The 20,546-nt window shown below is 69.7% G+C and carries 22 protein-coding genes; 9 read left to right on the forward strand and 13 right to left on the reverse strand.

Annotated elements, in window-relative coordinates; all coding sequences use genetic code 11:
* The first annotated feature begins 92 nt into the window (after positions 1-92).
* Positions 93-587, forward strand: a complete 495-nt coding sequence (locus ACQP2Y_RS37360) for a calcium-binding protein (RefSeq protein ID WP_433720939.1) — start codon at positions 93-95, stop codon at positions 585-587.
* 85 nt (positions 588-672) lie between these two features.
* Here ACQP2Y_RS37360 and ACQP2Y_RS37365 read toward each other — a convergent pair whose 3' ends face one another.
* The 3 genes from ACQP2Y_RS37365 to ACQP2Y_RS37375 all read right to left on the reverse strand — a co-directional run bounded on the left by ACQP2Y_RS37365 (position 673) and on the right by ACQP2Y_RS37375 (position 4,562).
* On the reverse strand, positions 673-2,472 hold the full coding sequence (locus ACQP2Y_RS37365; protein WP_433732207.1) for a S9 family peptidase: 1,800 nt from the start codon (positions 2,470-2,472) through the stop codon (positions 673-675).
* A gap of 36 nt (positions 2,473-2,508) precedes the next feature.
* On the reverse strand, positions 2,509-3,642 hold the full coding sequence (locus tag ACQP2Y_RS37370; protein WP_433720941.1) for a calcium-binding protein: 1,134 nt from the start codon (positions 3,640-3,642) through the stop codon (positions 2,509-2,511).
* Positions 3,643-3,707: 65 nt separating this feature from the next.
* A complete protein-coding gene (locus ACQP2Y_RS37375; protein WP_433720942.1) occupies positions 3,708-4,562 on the reverse strand; it encodes an SDR family NAD(P)-dependent oxidoreductase in 855 nt (284 codons plus the stop codon).
* Between the two features lie 119 nt (positions 4,563-4,681).
* Here ACQP2Y_RS37375 and ACQP2Y_RS37380 point away from each other — a divergent pair, with 119 nt between their 5' ends.
* From ACQP2Y_RS37380 to ACQP2Y_RS37390, 3 genes are read left to right on the forward strand one after another with little or no spacing between them, the layout of a single operon-like run.
* Complete coding sequence (locus ACQP2Y_RS37380) at positions 4,682-5,230, forward strand: TetR/AcrR family transcriptional regulator (RefSeq protein ID WP_433720943.1); 549 nt, start codon at positions 4,682-4,684, stop codon at positions 5,228-5,230.
* Positions 5,231-5,282: 52 nt separating this feature from the next.
* Entirely contained in the window at positions 5,283-6,029 is a 747-nt protein-coding gene (locus ACQP2Y_RS37385; RefSeq protein WP_433720945.1) for a hypothetical protein, read from the forward strand.
* Positions 6,030-6,071: 42 nt separating this feature from the next.
* Positions 6,072-6,860: a phosphotransferase gene (locus ACQP2Y_RS37390; RefSeq protein WP_433720947.1), complete on the forward strand. Its 789-nt coding sequence runs from the start codon at positions 6,072-6,074 to the stop codon at positions 6,858-6,860.
* Between the two features lie 24 nt (positions 6,861-6,884).
* On the opposite strand, the gene ACQP2Y_RS37395 is transcribed toward ACQP2Y_RS37390, so the two are convergent.
* The 4 genes from ACQP2Y_RS37395 to ACQP2Y_RS37410 all read right to left on the reverse strand — a co-directional run bounded on the left by ACQP2Y_RS37395 (position 6,885) and on the right by ACQP2Y_RS37410 (position 12,509).
* Positions 6,885-8,288, reverse strand: coding sequence for a non-reducing end alpha-L-arabinofuranosidase family hydrolase (locus ACQP2Y_RS37395; protein ID WP_433720949.1), 1,404 nt, complete (start codon positions 8,286-8,288; stop codon positions 6,885-6,887).
* Complete coding sequence (locus tag ACQP2Y_RS37400; RefSeq protein ID WP_433720951.1) at positions 8,285-10,030, reverse strand: cellulose binding domain-containing protein; 1,746 nt, start codon at positions 10,028-10,030, stop codon at positions 8,285-8,287. Before ACQP2Y_RS37400 ends, ACQP2Y_RS37395 begins: the two co-directional genes overlap by 4 nt.
* A 798-nt stretch (positions 10,031-10,828) precedes the next feature.
* Positions 10,829-11,206 (reverse strand): hypothetical protein, encoded by a 378-nt coding sequence (locus tag ACQP2Y_RS37405; RefSeq protein ID WP_433720952.1) that lies wholly within the window; start codon positions 11,204-11,206, stop codon positions 10,829-10,831.
* Between the two features lie 163 nt (positions 11,207-11,369).
* On the reverse strand, positions 11,370-12,509 hold the full coding sequence (locus ACQP2Y_RS37410; protein WP_433720953.1) for an FAD-dependent oxidoreductase: 1,140 nt from the start codon (positions 12,507-12,509) through the stop codon (positions 11,370-11,372).
* Positions 12,510-12,622: 113 nt separating this feature from the next.
* Here ACQP2Y_RS37410 and ACQP2Y_RS37415 point away from each other — a divergent pair, with 113 nt between their 5' ends.
* On the forward strand, positions 12,623-13,243 hold the full coding sequence (locus ACQP2Y_RS37415; protein WP_433720954.1) for a TetR/AcrR family transcriptional regulator: 621 nt from the start codon (positions 12,623-12,625) through the stop codon (positions 13,241-13,243).
* 40 nt (positions 13,244-13,283) lie between these two features.
* Here ACQP2Y_RS37415 and ACQP2Y_RS37420 read toward each other — a convergent pair whose 3' ends face one another.
* Together ACQP2Y_RS37420 and ACQP2Y_RS37425 are read right to left on the reverse strand one after the other, a co-directional pair.
* On the reverse strand, positions 13,284-14,117 hold the full coding sequence (locus ACQP2Y_RS37420) for an alpha/beta fold hydrolase (protein WP_433720956.1): 834 nt from the start codon (positions 14,115-14,117) through the stop codon (positions 13,284-13,286).
* A 15-nt stretch (positions 14,118-14,132) separates the two neighbouring features.
* Positions 14,133-14,516 (reverse strand): VOC family protein, encoded by a 384-nt coding sequence (locus ACQP2Y_RS37425; protein ID WP_433720957.1) that lies wholly within the window; start codon positions 14,514-14,516, stop codon positions 14,133-14,135.
* Between the two features lie 56 nt (positions 14,517-14,572).
* Here ACQP2Y_RS37425 and ACQP2Y_RS37430 point away from each other — a divergent pair, with 56 nt between their 5' ends.
* Positions 14,573-15,208 (forward strand): TetR/AcrR family transcriptional regulator, encoded by a 636-nt coding sequence (locus ACQP2Y_RS37430; protein ID WP_433720959.1) that lies wholly within the window; start codon positions 14,573-14,575, stop codon positions 15,206-15,208.
* A 9-nt stretch (positions 15,209-15,217) separates the two neighbouring features.
* Positions 15,218-15,643 carry an MmcQ/YjbR family DNA-binding protein gene (locus tag ACQP2Y_RS37435; RefSeq protein ID WP_433720961.1) on the forward strand — a complete coding sequence of 142 codons (426 nt, stop codon included), beginning with the start codon at positions 15,218-15,220 and terminating at the stop codon, positions 15,641-15,643.
* A 22-nt stretch (positions 15,644-15,665) separates the two neighbouring features.
* Here ACQP2Y_RS37435 and ACQP2Y_RS37440 read toward each other — a convergent pair whose 3' ends face one another.
* On the reverse strand, positions 15,666-16,484 hold the full coding sequence (locus ACQP2Y_RS37440) for a ThuA domain-containing protein (RefSeq protein ID WP_433720963.1): 819 nt from the start codon (positions 16,482-16,484) through the stop codon (positions 15,666-15,668).
* Positions 16,485-16,567: 83 nt separating this feature from the next.
* Positions 16,568-17,389, reverse strand: a complete 822-nt coding sequence (locus ACQP2Y_RS37445) for an SDR family NAD(P)-dependent oxidoreductase (RefSeq protein ID WP_433720964.1) — start codon at positions 17,387-17,389, stop codon at positions 16,568-16,570.
* A gap of 90 nt (positions 17,390-17,479) precedes the next feature.
* Here ACQP2Y_RS37445 and ACQP2Y_RS37450 point away from each other — a divergent pair, with 90 nt between their 5' ends.
* Together ACQP2Y_RS37450 and ACQP2Y_RS37455 are read left to right on the forward strand one after the other, a co-directional pair.
* The gene (locus ACQP2Y_RS37450) at positions 17,480-18,376 is read left to right on the forward strand and encodes a LysR family transcriptional regulator (protein ID WP_433720966.1); all 897 of its coding nucleotides are present in this window, start codon (positions 17,480-17,482) and stop codon (positions 18,374-18,376) included.
* Between the two features lie 218 nt (positions 18,377-18,594).
* Positions 18,595-19,155 (forward strand): hypothetical protein, encoded by a 561-nt coding sequence (locus ACQP2Y_RS37455; protein WP_433720968.1) that lies wholly within the window; start codon positions 18,595-18,597, stop codon positions 19,153-19,155.
* On the opposite strand, the gene ACQP2Y_RS37460 is transcribed toward ACQP2Y_RS37455, so the two are convergent.
* Entirely contained in the window at positions 19,103-19,564 is a 462-nt protein-coding gene (locus ACQP2Y_RS37460) for a nuclear transport factor 2 family protein (RefSeq protein ID WP_433720969.1), read from the reverse strand. The two genes, ACQP2Y_RS37455 and ACQP2Y_RS37460, sit on opposite strands and share 53 nt — an antisense overlap.
* A complete protein-coding gene (locus ACQP2Y_RS37465; protein WP_433720971.1) occupies positions 19,561-20,487 on the reverse strand; it encodes a pyridoxamine 5'-phosphate oxidase family protein in 927 nt (308 codons plus the stop codon). The genes ACQP2Y_RS37460 and ACQP2Y_RS37465 overlap by 4 nt, the downstream gene beginning before the upstream one ends.
* Between the last annotated feature and the right edge of the window lie 59 nt (positions 20,488-20,546).

Here is a 20,546-nt window from a genome sequence, read left to right on the forward strand (position 1 = left end):
TGCTCCAGGGTCTCGCGAATCCGCTTGTCGCGGTCATCCTTAGACCCGCCCCACACCGTTTTTTTCGGATCCCGAACCGTACTCTGCTCGGAATGCCCTTCATCGATGTGACGGCTGCCTATGCCGAAAAACAGACGCCGGTCACCGCCGATCTGGACGGCAGCGTGGGGGACGACGGTACGGTCGGCGAGGGAGACACCATCGGCGCCGACGTCGAGCGCCTCCTGGGCGGAAACGGCGCGGACACCCTCACCGGCAACGACGCCGACAACCGGATCTACGGCAGCTTCGGCCCGGACACCATCCACGGCGGGACCGGCAACGACGAGCTCCACGGCGGCACCGGCAACGACATCATCCTGGGGCAGAACGGAAGCGATCAGCTGTTCGGCGACGACGGCGACGACTACCTGATCGGTGAGCCGGGCGCCGGGCCGCCTGTCGCGGGCGAGACGCCGGGAAGCGACAGCGAGACAGACACTGTGGATGGCGGCCGCAACGTGACTGCGGCCCCCGGCGACAGCTGCTTCGTGCGCGCGGCGGCCACCTCAGCCCGCTGCGAAACAACACTGACCGCGACGCCGTAGGCGCCTGAGTTCCACGCGAAGCCGCGGCATCGACGCCGCGGCTTCGGACGTGTCAGCCAAGTGACGCGGATGCTCGGTGTCGGGGTCATTCAAGCCACCGGTCAAACCAGGCGCGGGTACGCCGCAGCACGTCAAGCTGGTGACCACGTTCCCGGATCGCGTGCTTCTCCCCGGGATAGACCACGTACTCGTGCTCTACCCCATACCCACGCAACGCCCGATGGAAGAGCTCCGCCTGCGATACCGGAACGTTCGTGTCGTTCTCGCCGTGCAGAATCAGCACCGGCGTGCGCACCTCCCCGGCGTATGAGATCGGGCTCTGGCGGCCATTACTTCCGCTGAGGGCGGACTCGAACCGCCCCTCCTCCCCCGTCGCGGCCAGCATTCCCCAATCACTGATGCCGGCCCCCATCACCGCGGCCTTGAACCGGTCCGTCTGCCCGACCGCCCAGGCCGCCATGAATCCGCCGTGGCTCCAGCCGCCGATGCCCAGCCGCTCGGGGTCGGCCACCCCGGCGGCGATGAGCCGGTCGATTCCGGCGCAGATATCGGTCCACTCCTCCAGCCCGACCGCCCCGGCGACCCGTACCGCGAAGTCGTGGCCGTGCCCCATGCCGCCGCGCGGATTCGGCAGGAACACCGCGTATCCCGCGGCGGCCAGCCATTGGCCGGACGGATCCCACCCGAGTTGGAGCCGGTCGGCGTGCCGGTCGTACGGGCCGCCGTGCACCAGCGTGACCAGGGGGAAGGGCCCGGATCGGCCGGGCGGCAGGATCAGCAGACCGTCGAGGTCCAGCCCGTCGGATGCCTTGTACGACAAGCGTTCCTGGACACCCCACCGGACGCCGTCCAGCTCAGGGCGCAGGTTGGTCAGCCGGGTCAGTGGCCCACCGGTCGGGCCGGCGTGGACGTCGGCCGGCTCGTAGGACGTGCTGACCACCGCCGCGACTGTGTCACCGTTCCGGTTCGTGGTCAGCGACGTTGCGTGGCCCTTGACCCGGGATACCTCGACGAGGCGGTGCCCGGCCGGACCGAACCGATGGATCGCCGTGTCGAGCCCGTCGGCGACCAACACCAGCGGCGGACCGGTGTCCACCTGGACCAGGCCGATCGGGCAGACGGTGGTGCCGGCGGTCACGCTGCGGTGTTCGCCCACCGGTACGGCGACCTCGAGAACCGCTTGCCCGCCCACCAGGAGCGGCGGGGTCTTCGCGAGGTACGCCAGGTGCCAGCCGTCCTCGGCGGACCACCAGACCAGTGACGACGCGGCCGCCGCAGCCGGACCGAGATCCTGCGCCGTGCCGCTGACCGGATCGAGCAGGTGCAGACCGGGTTCGAGCAGACCCGGGTCCACCTCAGGCGTCGACCAGGTGAGCACGGCCAGCATGCCGTCGTCGGGCCGCTGGACCACTTCGACGACATGACGATCGCCGAACGCATCAGGTGTCCGTATCTGCCCGCTGCGAACGTCGAGCAGCCGTAACCGGTCCGGGCTGACCTGGGCGTCGTCCTCGGCTGAGGCTGCGATCACGACGACCAGGTCCGGATCGGTCAGCGGGAGGTGGGCCGTCACCCCGCCCGGCCACGACGTGATCGTCTCCACCACTCCGTCGAACAGCCTGACCCGGCACACCTGCGCCGTGCCGCGTTCAGCCCGGTCGGAAAGGAAGTAGATCAGCAGCGAATTCGCGGCCCACCGCGGCGCCGCGTCGTTGCTCTCCCCCGATGTCAATCGTCGTGGCGGCTCGCTGCCGTCGGCCGCCGCCACCCAGAGCTCGCCGGTCGGGTGGTCACCGGACCGCCCGACCGGCGCGACCACGTAGGCGACCCAGCTGCCGTCCGGCGACAGCGTCAACGCGCGCGGAACGCGGCCGTTGACCACCATTTCGGCGGTGAGCCGGGTGTGAGCCACCGGGGCAGACTAGCGCTCGCAGTTGGTGCTGGTGTCCGGGCTGTAGGCGTGGCACTCGTCGCCTGTCGCGGCGTTGGTGCCGCCGTCCAGGGTGTCCGCCGCCGCCTTCTCCTCCCAGCCGAAGAGCTGGTCGTCGCCCGCGTCGCCGTACAGCTGGTCCCGGCCCTCGCCGCCCTCCACCAGGTCGTCGCCGCCTCCGCCGTGCAGCACGTCGTCGCCGGCGTAGCCCTGCAGCTGGCCCGGCCCGCTGTTTCCGGTCAGCCGGTCCTTGCCGCGGCCACCGATGATGGTCTCGATGTCGGCACCGACGGTGTCGTGCTCACCGGCCTGGCCGTCGTCACCGCTGGCCCCGTCAGCATCCACCGTGACGCCCGCGGTCCGGTCGAAGTAGGAGACCGCGTCGATGCCGGATCCGCCGAAAAGAACGTCCGCGACGAAGGGCCCGGATTCGTCGCCGTCGAGCCCGTCGTTGCCGGCGCCGCCGTCGAGGTGGTCCCGGCCCTTGCCGCCGGAGAGGCCGTCCGTGCCGGCGCCGCCGTACAGTTTGTCGTCGCCGTCGAGGCCCTCGAGGGAGTCGTCGCCCTTGCCGCCGTACAGGATGTCGCGGCCGGCCCAGCCGGCCAGGCTGTCGTTGCCGTCACCGCCGGACAGCATGTCGTTGCCGGTGTCGGCGTCGAGCTTGTCGTTGCCGGCCAGGCCGTAGAGCTTGTCGGCACCGGACATGCCGAACAGCGTGTCGTTGCGCGAGCCGCCGACCAGCCGGTCGTTGCCGGAGCCGCCCTCGGCCTTCATCGGCAGGCCGGCGTTGTTCACGACCGAGTCGTTGCTGTCGTAGAGCCGGACGGTGACCCGCTCGGGGCCCTTCTTGACGGTGCAGCGGACCTTGGTCTTGTCGCCCTTGACCGCCTTGCAACCCTTACCCGCTTTGACTTTGACCCGGTCGTCGACGGTCACGACCTTGCCCTTGCGGGTGATCACCACCCGGTTGGCGACCTTGGTGCCGGCGCGGAAGCGCACCGTCGTACCGGAGACCGAGGCGGCGCCGTCGGTGCCGGCCGCGACCGCCGGCACGGCGAACGCACCGAACGAGACGGTGGCGAGCAGGGCCGCGCCGGCACGGGCGACCCAGTTGGCGTTGATCACGTGAACTCTCCCCGGCAGCCGGCGGCGTCGATACCGCGCGGGCCGTGATCATAGACGGCGGTGTGTCAGTTCGAGGAGACGTTCCAGAGGTGGCGCGCATTGTCGGCGTCGATCGCGTACGGGGCGACCCCGCGCCGGATGCCCGGCACGAAGGGCTCCGCTTCCTGGCAGTCCTCGAAGTACTTGCCGGTGACGCCCTCGACGAGTGGCGATGCGGCAAGAAGCACTGAGGTCGCGGCGCCCTGGGCGATGGTCTTCTCGGACACTCCCGTTCTGCCGGACGGATCGAATGCTTGCGGCGGTGTTTCGAGGTGACGCCCGAGGTTCGTCTGCCAGATCCGGCCCGGGTTGAGGGCGTTCACGGCGATGCCGTCGCCGGCCCAGCGCTTGGCGGCCTCCACGGCGAACAGGATGTTCGCGGTCTTGGACTGGGCGTACGCGAGCCACGGGTCGTACGGCTCCTTGGTGAAGTCGAGGTCGTCGAAGCGGACCGGCCCGTTGACGTGTCCGACGGAACTGACCACGACGACGCGGGCATTGCCGGCGGCCTTGAGCGCGTCGTGGAGCCCGAGCGTGAGGGCGAAGTGGCCGAGGTGGTTGGTGGCGAACTGCAGTTCGCGGCCCTCGGCGGTGCGCTGCTCGGGGGTGGCCATGATGCCGGCGTTGTCCACGAGGATGTGCAGCGGTCCCGACCAATTGTGCACGAAGTTGGTGATGGAGGCGGGGTCGGCGAGATCGAGCCGGGTGCGGACCGCGATGGTGACGTCGGCGCCGGCTGCCGCGAGGGCCCGGGCCGTCTCCCGTCCCAGACCGCCGGCGCCGCCGGTGACGATCGCGCGCCGGCCGGTCAGGTCGACGCCGGCGAGGACCTCGTCCGCCGTCGAACTGGCGCCGAACGGCGTGGTGATGCGTGCTGTCATGACGCTGCCTCTCCGCGACCCGGCTGGAGCGCCGGGCGGTGACTAGAATGCAGGCGGAGTCGGGTCCGCTTATGCATTGAGCGTAAGCGGAGTCGGGTCCGTTTGCCAAGGAGGAATGTATGCGCGCGGATGCCCGGGCCAACCATGACCGGCTGCTGGAGGTGGCGGCGCGCAGCTTCGCCCGCGACGGCGCAGACGCGTCACTGAAGGCCATCGCCGCCGAGGCCGGCGTGGGCATCGGGACGTTGTATCGCCGCTTCCCTACCCGGGAAGATCTGATCGAGGCGACCTACCGCAGCGAGACGACGCGACTGTGCGAGTCGGCGTCGCGCCTGCTCGACGACCGCGTCCCGCTGGTCGCGATGCGGGAATGGATGGAGCATTTCGTTGACTACATGCTCACCAAGCAGGGCATGGCCGACGCACTGCCGGCCATCCTGGCCACCCGCGAGGGTCTGCGGCTGCACAGCCGCGAAGCACTGGGCGACGCCGTGGAGACGCTGCTGAACGCCGGCTTAGCTGCCGGCGAGTTCCGGGCCGACATCGCGCCTGCCGATGTCCTGATGGCCCTGGGCGGGATCACGCTCATCGGGGGCCACGAGCGTCAGCGTGAGCTGGCCTCGCGGCTGATCTCGCTGCTGCTGGACGGCCTGGTCGCCCACCGATAGGCGCGCGGAGCGGCGGCCACGTCCGATTTGCTCGTGGCAGCGTTGATCACCGGTGAGCGATCTGAGAACCGACGAGTCCCTGACGACCGGCACGCAGGCGCGGCGGCCGGTGACCGCCGCCGTCGGTGGTGCGTTCATCCTGGTGTGCGCCGTGGCCATCGCCGGTGCGGTAGCTGCGACAGACCACGTGCTGACGCCCGACGGTCCGGCCCGCCGGCTGGATTATCCGGCGGCAACCTGGCCGTTGCTGCTCGCGCTCGCAGTCGCCGGCGTGACGGTCATGGCCCACCACCGGTGGGCTCGCGCCGCGGCTCTGCTCGCTGCCATCGTGGCCGCGCAGCTGGTCGGCATCGGGTTGATCGCCATCCGGGCCTGGTTCACCATCAAGGGCTTCGGCGGATCGGGCAGCCTCACCGAGACCCACATCACCTACGCGGCTGCCGCGGCCCTGGTCGCGGCCGCCGCCACCGCATCGGCCGCCGCACTGGTGTGGCGCGAGCCTGTCGACGGCTGGCGCAGCCTCGTCCCGGCCCGGCCCATGCTTGTTGCCGCCGGCGTGGCGGTGCTCGGCCTGCTGCCGCAGCTGTGGAACGCGGCAGACGAAACCGGCGACATCACCGGGCTTGCCCAGATCGCCACCCTGACGTACTCGCTGCCGTGGGGCGTGGGCCTCGTCGTCGCGGGCTGGATCCGTGGCCGTTCCGCGGTCGCCGTAACGGTGTCCACGCTGCTGTTCGCCATGTTCATGGTGGCCACGAACATGCTCGGCTACTACTCGACCTACCCGCTGGGCGACTGAAACTCGGTGTCTAAATCTTGCGAAGCCCGATACACACGGTAGATGCGCGAAGAGACCCTGCCCGGCGGTAACACCACTGGTGCCGTACTCATCGACGGGTTTGTCCACAAGCGGGCCTCGCCGTGGACCGCGACCGTGCATGCTGTGTTGCGGCATCTGGAAGATGCCGGTTTTGCCGGCGCTCCGCGCGCGCTCGGCCTCGACGATCAGGGCCGGGAGGTGCTCACCTATCTGCCGGGAGAGACGATCGGTGACCGGGAGCCCTGGCCCGCCTGGACGTCGGCCGACTCGATGCTGGCCCAGGTCGGCCGGTGGCTGCGCGGTCTGCATGACCTGACCGCAGGCTTCACGGCGCCGGCGGACGAGTGCTGGTTCATCGGTGGCGCGATGGGTCCCGGTCTCGTGGTCGGGCACCAGGACGCGGCTCCCTACAACGCGGTGGTCGACGGCGACCGGCTGGTCGGTTTCTGCGACTGGGACATCGCCGGCCCGTCCTCGCGGGAGTGGGACCTGGCGTTCTCCGCGCTGTCCTGGGTGCCGCTCGCGTCGCCGCGCGACGGCGCCGGCTTGAGCGGCCCGGACCTTCGGGAGCGGTCGCGGCGGCTCCATCTTCTGCTTGACGCGTACGGGTATGACGGCGATCGGCTCGCGTTCGGTGCTGTGGTGCCGGAGCGGGCCCGGCGGCAGGCCGGGGTGATCCGCAGCATGGCCGGCGCCGGGGATCCGGCGTCGATCGCGCTGCTGCCCATCGCGGAGCTTCTCGAACGCTCCGCCACCGACGTCGAGGCCCTGCCCGACACCTTCTGGCGGCCCTCGGCGGGCTCGGCGTGATGCCGAGCCCGCCGGGTCACAGCCCTATCGCCGCAGGGTGAGCAGGCCCGGGCGCCACGGCAGGTTGTTGTAGTCGCCGCCGGCGCTGGGGTCCTTGCCCTGGTAGAGCAGCTGGAGGTTGCAGGGGTCGACGGTCTTGGTCTGGTCCGGGTTGTTGCGGACCAGGTCACCGTGGCTGATGTCGTTGGTCCAGGTGGCACCGCTGTTGGCCTTGCCCGCGAACGGGTTGCTCTCGCTGGCCGCCTGCGGGGTCCACGTGCCGTTCAGGCTGGTGGCGGTGAACGAGCGGAAGTAGCGTCCCTGGCTGCCGATCGCCTCGACGATCATCAGGTACTGGTTCTGACCCTGGACCTTGTAGACCTCGACGCCCTCGAACAGGTTGTTCGTCGAGTCGCTCATGATCGTCGTGTACGAGGAGCCGAAGCTGCCCGGGAAGTTCCCGATCGGCATGCTGGCCCGGTAGATCTTGCCGTTGTCGCCGGCGAAGAACAGGTACATGTTCGTGCCGTCACCGATGACCGTCTGGTCGATCACCCCGTACGGCGCGTCGGCGATCGTCCCGGTGAACAGCGTCTGCGCCGAGGACCAGCCGTTGGCGTTGGTCGGGTCGGTGGACGTCTTGTAGCTGAAGGACGTCGGACCCCACTGGTACGCCAGCACCCAGATGTTCCTCGGCGCGAAGTAGAACAGCGTCGGCGCCACCGTGCCCTGGCTCATCCCGTTCTGGCTGGCCGAGGCCATGTCGGACCAGTTCGTGAAGAGACCGAAGTTCATCGAGCCGTACGAGCCGTTGTTCACGTTGGACGCGTAGACCAGGTGCTTGCCGTTGTAGACGACGTTGGTGAAGTCCTTCAGCGAGACCCAGCCGTTCTTGGGGTTGGCCAGCGAGCCCGTCGACGACCAGCGATAGGTCGACGGCAGCGTGCAGGTGCCGCCCGGCGTCGAGGGTGAGACCGACGGGGACGGGGACGGAGATCCCGGTGGCGTGGTGGACGGAGACGTCGGTCCGGTCCCGCCGGTGCAGGTCACGCCGTTCAGCGCGAAGCTGGCCGGGACCGGGTTGCTGCCGGTCGACGCCCCGTTGAAGCCGAACGAGACCGTGCCGTTGGTGGCGACGGACCCGTTGTAGCTGACGTTCTTGGCGGTGACCGCGGCGCCGCTCTGGGTCAGCGTCGTGTTCCAGGCCTGGGTGACGGTCTGCCCGGCGCTGTAGGACCAGGTGAGCGTCCAGCTGGAGAGCGCGTCACCGAGATTGGTGATCGCGACGCTGGCGCCGAAGCCGCCCTGCCACTGCGACGACACGGCGTAGTTCACCGAGCAGCCCGCCGCTGCGGCACCCGCCGGCAACGCCACGGCAACCGCGGCCGACGCCAGCAGGGCGACACCGGCCGACGCCAAGCCGACACTGATCGATCTGGATCTGGTCACTGGTTCACTCCTGAGGGATGGGTCAACACGACGGTGGAGATGCTGCGGGCGGGAACGCTGACGGTGACCTGTCCCCCGTTCAGGCTGGTCGGCTGGCCGGCCGCGTTGGCGTTCTGCGAGGTGAGGTAGTACTCGGCCTTGGTGACGTTCTGCGGGGCCTGGAGCACGACATTCGTGACCGCGGAGGCCGAGCGGTTGAGGATCACCAGCGTGGTCTTGCCACCGCCCTGATAAGCGGTCACTTCCAGCGGCGAGGCCTTGGCGCTCTTCGTCAGGCCGACCCGCTGATAACCGGGGCGCACGTATTTGGCGAACTGCGAGAACGCGTAGCCGCGCTTCAGCGGAGCTCCGGCGGTGGTGCCGTAGGCCGCTTCGCCGTCACCGATGAAGGAGTAGTAACGCTTGCCGTACCACCAGATGTAGGCGTTCCAGTTGGACTCCATCGACTTGTGCACGGTGCGCATGATGTCGTCGAGGGTCTCGTTCCAGACCGCCTGATTGCTGGGATTGCCCCAGATGTTCGAGCCGTTGCCGTCGGCCTCGTGGAAGTTCCACTCGGTCATCCACACCGGCTTGTTGTACTGCTCGGCCAGGGCGTACGGCTTCAACCGTCCCGCGTCCTCGGTGCCGTACAAGTGGCCGCCGACATAGCCGATGTTGTTCCGGGCGCTCGCGTCGTTCAGGGTGGGATCGGTGTAGCCGTAGTTCAGGTTCACCGCCTCGGCCACCATGAGCTTGGTGTTCTGCACCTTGGCGCCCTGGTCGCGGACGAAGGTGCGCAGCTCGGTGCCGCTCCAGTCCATCGAGTCGTAGTCCGGGTGCCAGTCCGGCTCGTTCTGCACCGAGGTGACGTCGATGGCCACGCCCTGGTTCTTCATGTACTGGACGTAGCTGTTCAGGTGGTTCGCATAGTCGTCGTAGTAGTCGGTCTTCAGCTTGCCGCCGTTGACCCGGCTGTTGTTCGTCTTCCACGCGGCGGGGGCCGTCCACGGCGAGGCGAGGATCTTCACATCCGAGCCGTACGATTTCGCGGTTTTCAAGGCGTTGACCTGCGCGGGCCATTCGCTGGAGACCGGCGAGATGCCGGTCCGGACGATCGACAGGCCGAGCTGGTTGGCGCCCGACCCGACCAGCGTCTGGGTCTCGGCGGTGGACCACGCGCCGCCCCAGATCGATACGGCAGCCCCGAACCCGTCGATCGTCTGGTATCTGGCGGCACTGTTCACGGTGATGTCCGGCGTGCCGGCCGGTGCGGTGGTGGTCGGCGTCGTGGGCGGGGTGGTGGGTGCCGTGGGCGGGGTGGTGGGTGCCGTGGTCGGCACTGTGCCGCCGCCGCAGACGAAGCCGTTGACCGCGAAATCCGTGGGAGCGGGGTTGCTGCCGGTCGACGCGCCGTTGAAGCCGAACGAGACCGTGCCGTTGGTGGCGACGGACCCGTTGTAGCTGACGTTCTTGGCGGTGACTGCGGCGCCGCTCTGGGTCAGAGTCGTGTTCCAGGCCTGGGTGACGGTCTGCCCGGCGCTGTAGGACCAGGTGAGCGTCCAGCTGGAGAGCGCGTCACCGAGATTGGTGATGGTGACGTTGGCGCCGAAGCCGCCCTGCCACTGCGACGAGACCACGTAGCTGACCGAGCAACCGGCGGCTGCGGCCCCGGCCGGCAGCGCCACGGCGACGGCGGCGGACGCCAGGAGGGCGGCACCGGCCGAGACCAGCACGGTGTTGGCCGGCCTGAATTTCCTCATCCACAACTCCTTGACCAGGCCCCTGCCCGAACACAAACACAGGCATACTTGGGAGCGCTCCCAGCCTGATATGGATATCGATAAGTGTCAAGGCGTGTGCGGGGATGATCGATGCGACTCCCAGCGAGCCGGCGTCATAACACTTTCCGCGCGGCGCGGCTGATCGATGCTCTCATCGGGCTGGCCTGGAATAGTGATACTCGCGCAGGCGGGCGTCGACTTCCTCGCTCTTCGCCTGATGGTGTCAATCGTGCCGGGCCGTCCTGGGCCATGGCGGAAACGCGTCAATACTGCGCGCGACGGAATGGCGAGCAGGTGGGCGCGAACCGAATGGCCCCTTCTCGATTGAGCGGCGTGATCAAGCGGGTCGGGCCGGGCAGGTGGCGCGGTGTCATCGCGCCGAACCCAGAGGTGACGGCCGGCCGGAGAAGCATCCGCGGCGCGAGATCGTCAACGCGATCCTGTATCTGGTCCGCTCGGATTGCCCGTGGCGGGTATCTGCCGCCGTGGCAGATGGTGTACCGGTACTTCGTGCGCTGGGAAGACGCCGGCGTGACCGAGAAACTGTTGTCCGCGCTGCGGGTCAAGGCCCGGATCGCGCAGGGCCGCGAGCCCGAGCCGCCGGCCGGGGTGCTGGACTCGCAGAGCGTCAAGGGCGCCGACACCGTTGGACGAGACTCGCGCGGCTACCGGCTGAGCCATGTTGTGCATGCTCAGCGGTGTGCCGACGGCACTGGCGGGGCGGCGGCCCGGGCGGCAGGACCGCCCGAGCCGGTCATCGACGGGGTCCGCCGGCGCCTATCGACAGCCTGGATCGTTGCGAATGTCGAGGGCATACGCGTAGGTGACGAAAATGGTTTGCAGCGGCCCGAGGCAGGTTGTCGACTCGGATCCCGGCGGAGTGCGGGAATAGTACTTGGCGCCGTCGTCGCCACGCGAATTGAAGATGGCGTAAGCGTTGGTGCTGGCCGAGCCGAGCCGTTGGTACCCGTAGTCCCGGTAGCTTGCCGTCGGCCTCGCGGCCAGCCAGTCGGCTCTGGTCTTGTAGAAGCAGACCCGGGGGTATGCGCAGCCGTAGACGGCCGCGCTGGCCGGCGTGGCTCCGGCGACAAGTGCTGTCGTGGTCACCAGAGCAACCGTTGCCCCGGCGGCCAGTGCTTTCTTCATGATTTGCATTGATGCCTTCCTCTCTGCTCCACCACATCGATGCAAATCATTTTTGCGCCATGCAACCCGGGCTTTCCGGTGATGACCTGTTCCGGCCAATATTGCGTCAAGCCGGACCCTGGCCGGTCACCCAGCCATCCGCCGAGCCCGCCGCACGTTCACCTGAACCCGATCAGCACCTCTCAGCCACATTCTCAGAGGTCGGCATGCCGAGCAGGGAGTAGGGCGCACCCGCGCCGAAGAGCAGCTCGTGGGTTCGGTTGCCTTCGAGAGCCGCCTCGGCACTGCGCGAGAACATGGCCTGCTCGTATTCGCTGAGCGCGGCTTCGATGTCGTCCGGGCGGGCGGCGATGGCCTTGGCCAGTTCCGAGCCGTCGTACATGGCCAGGTTGGCGCCTTCGCCGTTCGGGGCGGTCAGGTGGGCGGCGTCGCCGAGCAGAGTCACCCCTGGCACCCGATCCCACCGGTGCTCGGTCGGCAACGTGTAGAGCGGCCGCAGGACCGGCGGGGTGTCGCTGTCGGTGATCAGCGCGGTGAGCTCCGGGGCCCAACCGTCGAACTCCTGCGCGATCCGGGCAGCGGCCGCGGCGGCGTCGGTGAAGTCGATGGCGGCGAACCACGACTGCGGCTCAGTGACGAACACGTAGTTGTGCAGGGTGCCGCCCCTCTCGCGGTGCGCCAGCAGGCCCTGGCCCGGCGCGAGGGCGTACATCGCTCCCTGGCCGACCGCCTTCACCGTGGCGGGGTGCCGGGTTTCGCTGTCGAAGATGTGGGTCTCGACGGCCGACATGCCGGTGTATTCGGGCGTGGCGCCGGACAGCAGGGGCCGGACGCATGACCAGGCACCGTCCGCGCCGACGAGCAGGCTCGTCACAACTGTGGAGCCGTCAGCGAAAGTCACCTCGTGCCGTCCCTCGCCGAGGGCAGCGACACGGCTGACCCGGTGGCCCCACTTGACGCTGCTGGCCGGGAGGGAGGCGAGCAGCATCCGGCGCAGGTCACCGCGGAGGATTTCGGGGCGTCCGCCCGTACCGTCGTCGCTCTGCTCGGCCAGGACGGTCCCGTCCCGGTCGAGGAACCGGCTGGCCTGGCGGCCCTCGAGGACCAGGCTGCGGAACTGGTCGATCAGGCCGGCCTCGCGCAGCGCCGGCTGGCCGTTGTAGTCGTGGATGTCGAGCAGGCCGCCCTGGGCGCGCGCGGTGGGTGCGGCCTCCCCCTCGTAGACGGTGGCGGGGATGCCGTGCACGTGCAGGACACGGGCCAGCATGAGGCCGCCGAGGCCGGCGCCGATGATCGTCACGGGAGTGGACACGGGGGGCTCCTGAGGTTTGGGGACGCAGACCGCTACCGTCTGCATGAGGCTACTCGGTTTGCTTACCTAGTAAGCTTACCGGGTAAAGCTAACACCGCTGAGGAGTCGTGTCCATGCCCAATCGGGGAGACCGTGGTGGGTCGAGGACCCGTGCCCACATCGCTGACGTCGCCACCGCGCTGTTCCTCGACCGGGGCTTCGACGACGTCACGATCGTCGAGGTCGCCGCCGCGGCGGGCGTGTCCAAGGTGACCGTCTTCAAGCACTTCGACCGCAAGGAGGACCTGCTGCTCGACCGGCTTCCCGACGTGGTCGAGATCGCGCGGGCGGCGGTGCGCGAACGGGCGGACGAGGTCAGCGCGGTCGAGGCGATCCGGCAGACGCTGCTCGCCCTGGCCGAGGAACGGCACGGGCTGTCCGCCCTGGACGAGGGCATCGAACCGTTCCTGCGGATCGTCGTGGAGGCGCCGACGCTGATCGCCCGGCTGCGGGTGTTCGAGCACGAGATCGAGGCGGCGCTGACCGAGGAGCTGGCCGCCGACGAGCGCTTCTCCGGCGACAGTGCGCTGCTCGCTGCGCTGGTCGTCGCGGCGTACCGGATCGTCGCGGTCGAGACCGTCCGGCGCCGGCTCGCCGGCGACGACCCCGCCGACGTCGCGGCGGCCCACCGGCAGCGGTTGAACCAGGCCTTCGATGCGATCGAGTACGGCATCTCGGCGCATGCACCCTGGTGACTTCATCTCCCGACCCGGACGTAGCCGTGGCCGCGCGTGATCAGCGCGAGCGGCAGAAACGCGCGACCACGGTGGCGAGTTCGGCCAGCGCGCTCAGCGGCATCAGATGGTTGGCGTTGTCGACGGTCGCGATCGCTGCTTCCGGGAGCAGCCCGGCGAGATGGGCGATCAGTCGGTGCACCGGCGGTGGGCTGTCGGCGCCCTGGATGAGCAGGACCGGCCGGGTCACCGCCGGATCGAACGTCCACGCGCCGACCGCCGGAAGCTCGCTCGCGAAGAAGGCCCCGCTGTGGTCCGCCGCTTCGTCGACGAGGCCGGCCCCGAGCACGTCGTTCATCAGCGCCCGATAGTCCGGCCCGCACACCAGCGCCATGAAAGCGTCGAAGGCGGTCGCATTGTCGCCCTGGGCGGTCGCGGCCATCGCCGCGCCCATCACCGGGCCGAAGGCGGCGTGCAGGGCGTCCACATCGGCCGGATCGGCCAGGGCGTCGACGAGCGGAGGTTCACAAAGAGCGACCGTACGGACGGCAGCCGGATCGTCCACGGCCAGCTGGAGGGCGATGGTCGAGCCCGACGAGTGGGCGACGACGTGGGCGGGCGCGGCATCCAGCTGCCGGAGCAGGGTGGCGGCGTGGCGGGCGTGGTCAGCCACCGTCAGACCGGCCGGCAGCGGGCCGCCGGTGTAGCCCGCGCGGACCATCCGGATCACCCGGTGGTGCGTCAGCTCGGGCGTCGCGGCCAGCGGCGTGAGCCAGTCGGCGAGCCCGCCGCCGTGGATCAGCAGCAGCGGTTCGCCGTCGCCGCCGGAGTCGGTGTAGGCCACCTCGGCGCCGTCGATGAGCGCCGGGGTGAGGTCGGCGTGGATGTTGATCATGGTCGTTCCTCCAGGTCAGTCGGCGTAGAGCCGGATCTCGATGCCGTCCGGGTCGTGCAGGCCGACCAGGACCGAGCCACCTTTGTGGCCGGTGACGATGCCGCCGTGCGGCTGGCCCAGGTCGTCCAGCCGGTGCCGCCAGGCCTCGACATCCGCGCGTTCCGGCACCTCGAGCGCGACCGGGTCGAAGCCGGCCAACGCCTTCGCCCGTACGGGATCGAGCCGCAGCGCCAGGCGCAACCGGCCGCTCGCGTCGGCCAGGGCCAGACCTTGCACGCTGCCGTCCTCGACAAATTCGATCTCGACCCGCAGGCCGAGCACCGACGTGTACCACTCGCGGCTGCGGGTCAGGTCGGACACGGGGAGCTTGACGTGGTGGAAGCCGGACAGGTCGGGCATCTCATCCCCACTCGTTAGAGTCAGCTCTAGTAAGTCACTAGAGTAGGCTCTAGCGTGTGACGAGATCTGTCAAGCCCCGCGTCAGCCGGGCCGAGCAAGCGCAGGCGACACGCCGGCGCATCATCGCGGCCGCCGCGGCGCAGTTCGTGGCGCACGGCTACGGCGCGACGCTGCTCGATCAGGTGGCCGAGCAGGCGGGTGTCGCGGTCCAGACCGTGTACTTCCACTTCGGCAACAAGCGCACGCTGCTCAAGGAGGCGCTGGACGTCGCCGCGGTGGGCGACGATGATCCCGTACCGCTGATGGACCGGCCGTGGGTGCTCCAGATCCGGCAGGAGACCGATCCCGTACGGATCATCGAGTTGTGGCTGGCCACCGGTCGGACCATCCTCGACCGGATCGTCCCGCTCATGCGGGTTCTGCGCGGAGCGACCGGCACGGACCCCGAGGTGGCCGCCCAGTGGGACACCAACCAGGCGCAGACGCGGGCGGCGCACGGCTTTCTCGTGGAGCTGCTCGCCGAGCGGAGCGCCCTCCGGCCCGGGCTGGACGTCGAGCAGGCTCGCGACGTCGCCTTCGTCCTCAGCAACGTCGAGACGTATCTGCAGTTCACCGACGTCTGCGAGTGGACTCCCGACCAGTGGCAGGAGCGAACGGCCGCAGTGCTCACGGCCGCACTGCTCGCGCCCTAGACTGGTGCGGTGTCCGACCCGGCCGATCGTCCCGCGTGCGTCGAGGACGTCCACGAGCTGGCCCTCGCGATGCCGCACGTCACCGTCCACGACCCGGAGGCGGACAACCCGGTCTATCAGGTGGGCGGCAAGTCGTTCATCTTCTTCCGCAACCCGCGCCCCGACGCGGTCGACCCGGAGACCGGCGAACGCTATCCCGACGTGATCGTCTTCTGGGTGGAGTCGGACGCGGACAAGCAGGCGCTGGTCCAGGACGAGACGACGCCCTTCTTCACGACTCCGCACTTCAACGGCCACCCGTCGGTGCTGATCCGGGCGAGCCGGCTCGGCGGGATCAGCCGTACGGAGCTGGCCGAAGTCATTCAGGACGCCTGGCTGTCGCGGGCCTCTCAGCGTCGCCGGGAGACGTGGCTCCGCAGCCGCTCCGGGCAGTGACCGGAGCGGCTGCGTACGCCGGTCAGTCCTCCCGGCCGCAGGGGAACCGGGCCACGCCGGCGGCCATCCGGATCCCGCCCAGCAGGTGGTCGAGCAGCAGCGGCTCGTTGTAGTACTCGGCCTTGTGCCCCAGCGCGGTGTAGAAGGCGCGACCGCCGTCGTACGGCTGGCACCAGGAGATCGGGTGGTGCCGGCCCATCCCCGGCGAGCCGCCCGGCACGCTGTAGCCGCGCGGGTCGTAGGTCCGTTCGTCCACTTCGGCGAGGACGCGGACGGTGTCCCGCGGGTTGGTGCGGAAGTTGTACCACTCCTCCTCGCGTTCCCAGCGGCGCGGCAGCGGGCGGGTGGCGGCGGTGTCATGGCCGAGGACCTTGACCGTGGCCACCTGGAACTGCGGGTTGACCGCGCCCGGGTGGTCGCGGAAGTAGGCGCCGACCAGGCCGCCGTACCAGGCCCAGTCGTACTCGGTGTCGGAGGCGGCGTGGATGCCCGCGAAGCCCCCACCAGCGCGGATGTAACGCTCGAAGGCGCCCTGCTGTGCCTCGTCGAGGACGTCGCCGGTGGTGCTCAGGAACACCACGACGTCGTACCGGGCGAGGTTCCGGTCGGTGAACGCCGCGGCGTCCTCGGTCGCGTCCACTTTGAAGTGGTTCCGGGCGCCGAGCCGCTGGATCGCGGCGACCCCGGCCGGGATCGAGTCGTGCCGGAACGCCGCGGTTTTGGAGAAGACGAGCGCTTTGAACCTCTGATGCCCGGAGGACGCCGCGGCCGGCGACCCGGCCGCCCCTGCGAGTCCCACTGCCAGCATGACCGCCATCACGAACCTGACCACGACTTTCATGACCCCTCCTCAGCGTTTTTGCGCGCGTACCGGGCTCCTATCGAAGGGTATGACTCGGACCGCACCCGGGGAAGGCGTTGCAGTCAGGCCGCGGTGGTCTTCGCCCGGCGGTCCGGGTCGAAGACGCGGTCCATCAGCAGGGCGCTCCGGCGCCGGCTCGCGAGCCGGCTCATGATCACACCGAGCTGATTGGACCGTCCGTCGATCACGCTCGGGCCCGGGTCGCGGCGCTCGAGATGGGCCAGTGCGGTGGCGACGACATCGCCCGGCGTTCGCGTCCGGCCCGAGGTCAGCACGCCTGCGCCCGGGCCCATCCCGGTGGTGAAGTCCGTATCGGTGGCGCCGGGCGAGACGGCGAACGCGGTGAGGCCCGTGCCGCGCAGTTCCGTCCAGAGGGACTCGGTGAAGCTCAACACGAAGGCCTTGCCGGCGCTGTAGACGGCCATTCGCGGTGACGGGAAGTAGGCGGAGACGCCGGCGAGATTGATGATGAACCCGTTGGCGGCGCTCAGCAGCTGCGGCATGAACGCGGCAGTGAGCTGGACCGGTGCGGCCACGTCGACGGCGATCTCAGCGGCGAGGCGGCCAGGGTCGGCATCGGCGAACCGGGAGAAGGTGCCGAAGGCCGCGTTGTTGATCAGGCTGGTGACGGCGACACCCCGGTCGGCGACAGCCTGGCGAAGCTCGCTGCCGGCGGCCGGGTGCGCGAGATCAAACGGAACGGCTTCGACCCGTACGCCGTGAGCACGGTGCAGCTCGTCCGCCATTGCTGCCAGCCGCTCGGCCCGGCGCGCGACGAGTACGAGGCTCGAGCCGCGCGCCGCCAGAGCCGTGGCGAAAGCGGCCCCGATCCCGGAGCTGGCCCCGGTGAGGAGAACGGTCTGTGCGCGGTAGTCAACGGTCATGAACCCAACCTCCCGCGCGCCGGGCAGCGTCGTCCAAGACCCGTTCCGCACCTCGTCATGCCGAAACGACATAACGAGTACGCTGCTGACATGGCCGACGGCGTACCGGACCTGGACCTGCGGCTGGTCCGCTACTTCACGGCGCTGGCCGAGCACGGCACCTTCGCCCGCGCCGCGGAGGCACTGCACGTCGCCCAGCCGTCACTGAGCCGCCAGCTCCAGCGGCTCGAGGACGCTCTCGGCGTACGGCTGCTGGAGCGCACCACCCAGGGCAGCAGGCTCACCGCCGCGGGCGAGGCGTTCCTCCCCCGGGCCCAGACCCTGCTGCAGCACGCCGACCAGGCCGTACGCGCCGCGCGTGACGCCGCCCCACCACGCACGATCACCATCGGCTACGTCGAAGACCTCAGCATCACCGCCGCAGTCCGCGACCTGCGCCGCCGCCATCCGGACGCGCATGTACGCACCCGCCACCTGGACTGGCACGAGACCCGCGCGCTGCCCGACGGCCGGGTCGACGCGCTGGTGGTCCGCACGCCCCTCCCGATCGCGACCGACGACCTCGACCTCACCGTGCTCTACGAGGAGTCACGCGTGCTGGTCCTGCCGGCATCCCATCGCCTGGCCGGAAAGGAGGTCGTCGCCCTGGCCGACTTCGCCGACGAGCCGATGGTGGCCTGTGCCGGGGCGCCCGCGGCCTGGACTGGGTTCTGGCGGCTCGAGCCGCGCCCGGACCAGGGCGGCGCACCGCTGGCGGCAATGCCCGCCGACACCATCGAGGACAAACTCGAAGCTGTCGCGGAGGGGCAGGCGGTCGCCCTGATAGCCGCGAACGACCCCCGGGTGACCGCCCGGGACGACCTCGTCACCGTCGCGGTTGACGGAATCGAGCCGTGCCACGTCGTCGTCGCCACCCGCCGGGCGGACCCCAATCCCCTTGTCGGCCAGTTCCGCCGATCCGCGCAGATCCACCTCATCCCTCGCTGATCACTCGTTTGGGTCATCGCCTTACCGTTCTGCCGTCGATGCAAGCAACGGAAGGCTGTTCATGACGTGGTATTCGGCTCTCGAGCCGTTCGACGGCGGCGTAACTGCCGGCCTCTACTCGCAGCTCGCGGGTGTCCTCACCGGAATCGCTTTCGCGGCTCTCCTGCTCTACCTGACCCGCGCGAGCAAGGAGTTCCGAGATACCGGGGATCAGGCGGTTGCCGCTCTTCTACACCCTGGCGATCATCTTTCTTCAGCGCCCGGCCCTGGCCGACATCGGCCGCATCAGCGTGTATGTCGTGGCTGCCGGCGGCCCCGTCTGGGTGCTGAGCTACGCCACGATGGCCACGATGACCGCCGTCGCCATTCGCTGCGAACCAGAATGCGGTGACCGCCCGCCGCTTGCGGTTCCTGTCGTCGTCGGCCTGATCCTGATCGCGGTTCTTCTGGTCGCGTCGTACGCCGCGATCCGGGTGCCCCGATTGCGGCCGGCGAGGTTGCGCGCCGAGGTCGGCACCATGCTGCCCGCCGTCGTCGTTCTGCTCACCACTTTCGGAGCCGGCGGCGCCTCCCTGGCATTTCCCCTGCTCGGAGATCGCTATCGGCCGTCGGACGGGCTGCTGACACTCCTGCTGAGTGTCAATTTCATCGTCCTCTTGCTGTTCTCCCGGAGCGCGTCGAACGTGCTGCGCGAGCTGCAGGCAAACGACCCACGACCGTCGTCGATCACCAGATCGGGATGTCGAGGCCGCGTTCGGATTCCGGGCGGGGGCCGGTGATGCGGCGCTCCGATTCGTCAATCGCGTGGTCGTTGATGGAGGCCTCCCGCCGGCTCATCAGGCCGTTCGGGGCGAACTCCCACAACTCGTTGCCGTAGCTGCGCCACCACTGGCCCGCGGTGTCGTGCCATTCGTACTGGAAGCGGACCGCGATGCGGTTCTCGTGGAAGGCCCACAGGGCTTTGCGGAGCGCGTAGTCCTGCTCGCGTTCCCATTTGGCGGTCAGGAATTCGATGATCGCCGGGCGGCCGGTGAAGTGCACGTCGCGGTTGCGCCACTGCGAGTCGGGCGTGTAGGCCGCGGCGACCCTGGCCGGGTCGCGGGTGTTCCAGGCGTCCTCCGCGGCCTGGACCTTCTGCCGGGCGGTCGCCAGGTCGTACGGCGGGAACGGCGGTCGGGCCTCGGTCATCGGGATCGGTCCTCTCGGTCGGTCAGCGCGGGGTTGTGCGGGTACGGGCGGTGGGCGGACTCGCGCAGCGACGGCCGGCGCGCGGCGACGAGCTGGTCGAGCTCGAAGCGGACGATGCGGCCGCTGTGCCCGTCGTCGCCGGGTCGTCCGGCCTCGCCCCATTCGATCCGAGCCGTTCCGGACAGCTGCAGGGTGGCGCCGGTGGTGAAGTCGGCGAACAGCAGCGCGGTCTCCGGGCTGACGGCCAGGTTGCCGAGGCTGTTGAACATGTTGTTGCCGGGATAGTCCGGCCACCACAGGCCGCGCTCGTCGACGCGGACGAATCCGGGCGGTCCGCCACGGTGGGACGCGTCGGCACCTCGCCGCGGGTGCGCTGTGCCGAGGAAGAAGGTGTCGGCCGAGCGGATCACCTCAACGTCGGCCGGCTCGAACGCGGCACCGCGGCGCACATCTTCCGGCGTCTCCTGGCTGGAGGCGGGCGGGGTGAGCAGCCGCTGCTGGATGTACTGCGGGCAGTTGCCGTACGCCTGCTCGACGTCGACGATCAGCAGGTCGTCGGTGGCGGCCGTGAGGGTGCCGTTGAGCCGTACCCGGCGCCGCAGGGCGAAATCCATGCTGGTCGTGCCGAGGCGCTGCCCGGCGGTGATGCCGTGCAGCGGGTCACCGGCCGGGACCCCGGCGTGGACGGCCAGCTCGGTGTCGGAGCGTACCTCGAGGTACCCGGCCGGGCCGGCCAGCGGGGAGGTCCAGAGCCGGCCGGTCGCGTCCCGGCCGGTGATGACCAGCAGGGTGCGTGCGGCGAGGAAGCCGGCGATGCCGCCGGACAGGTCCGCCGGTTCCAGCATGCGTGAGAGGCGGGCGGCGTCCTGCCGTACGCCGGCCTGACGCTGCACGGCGAGCTCGCCGCCGTGAAAGCCAGTCATCATGAGCCCCTTCCACCAGGTGGCCAGTTGTACTCCGTTGTTCTAACGGATGCAAGCCG

This window comes from Actinoplanes sp. CA-051413 (assembly GCF_050955795.1).
GTDB lineage: Bacteria > Actinomycetota > Actinomycetes > Mycobacteriales > Micromonosporaceae > Actinoplanes.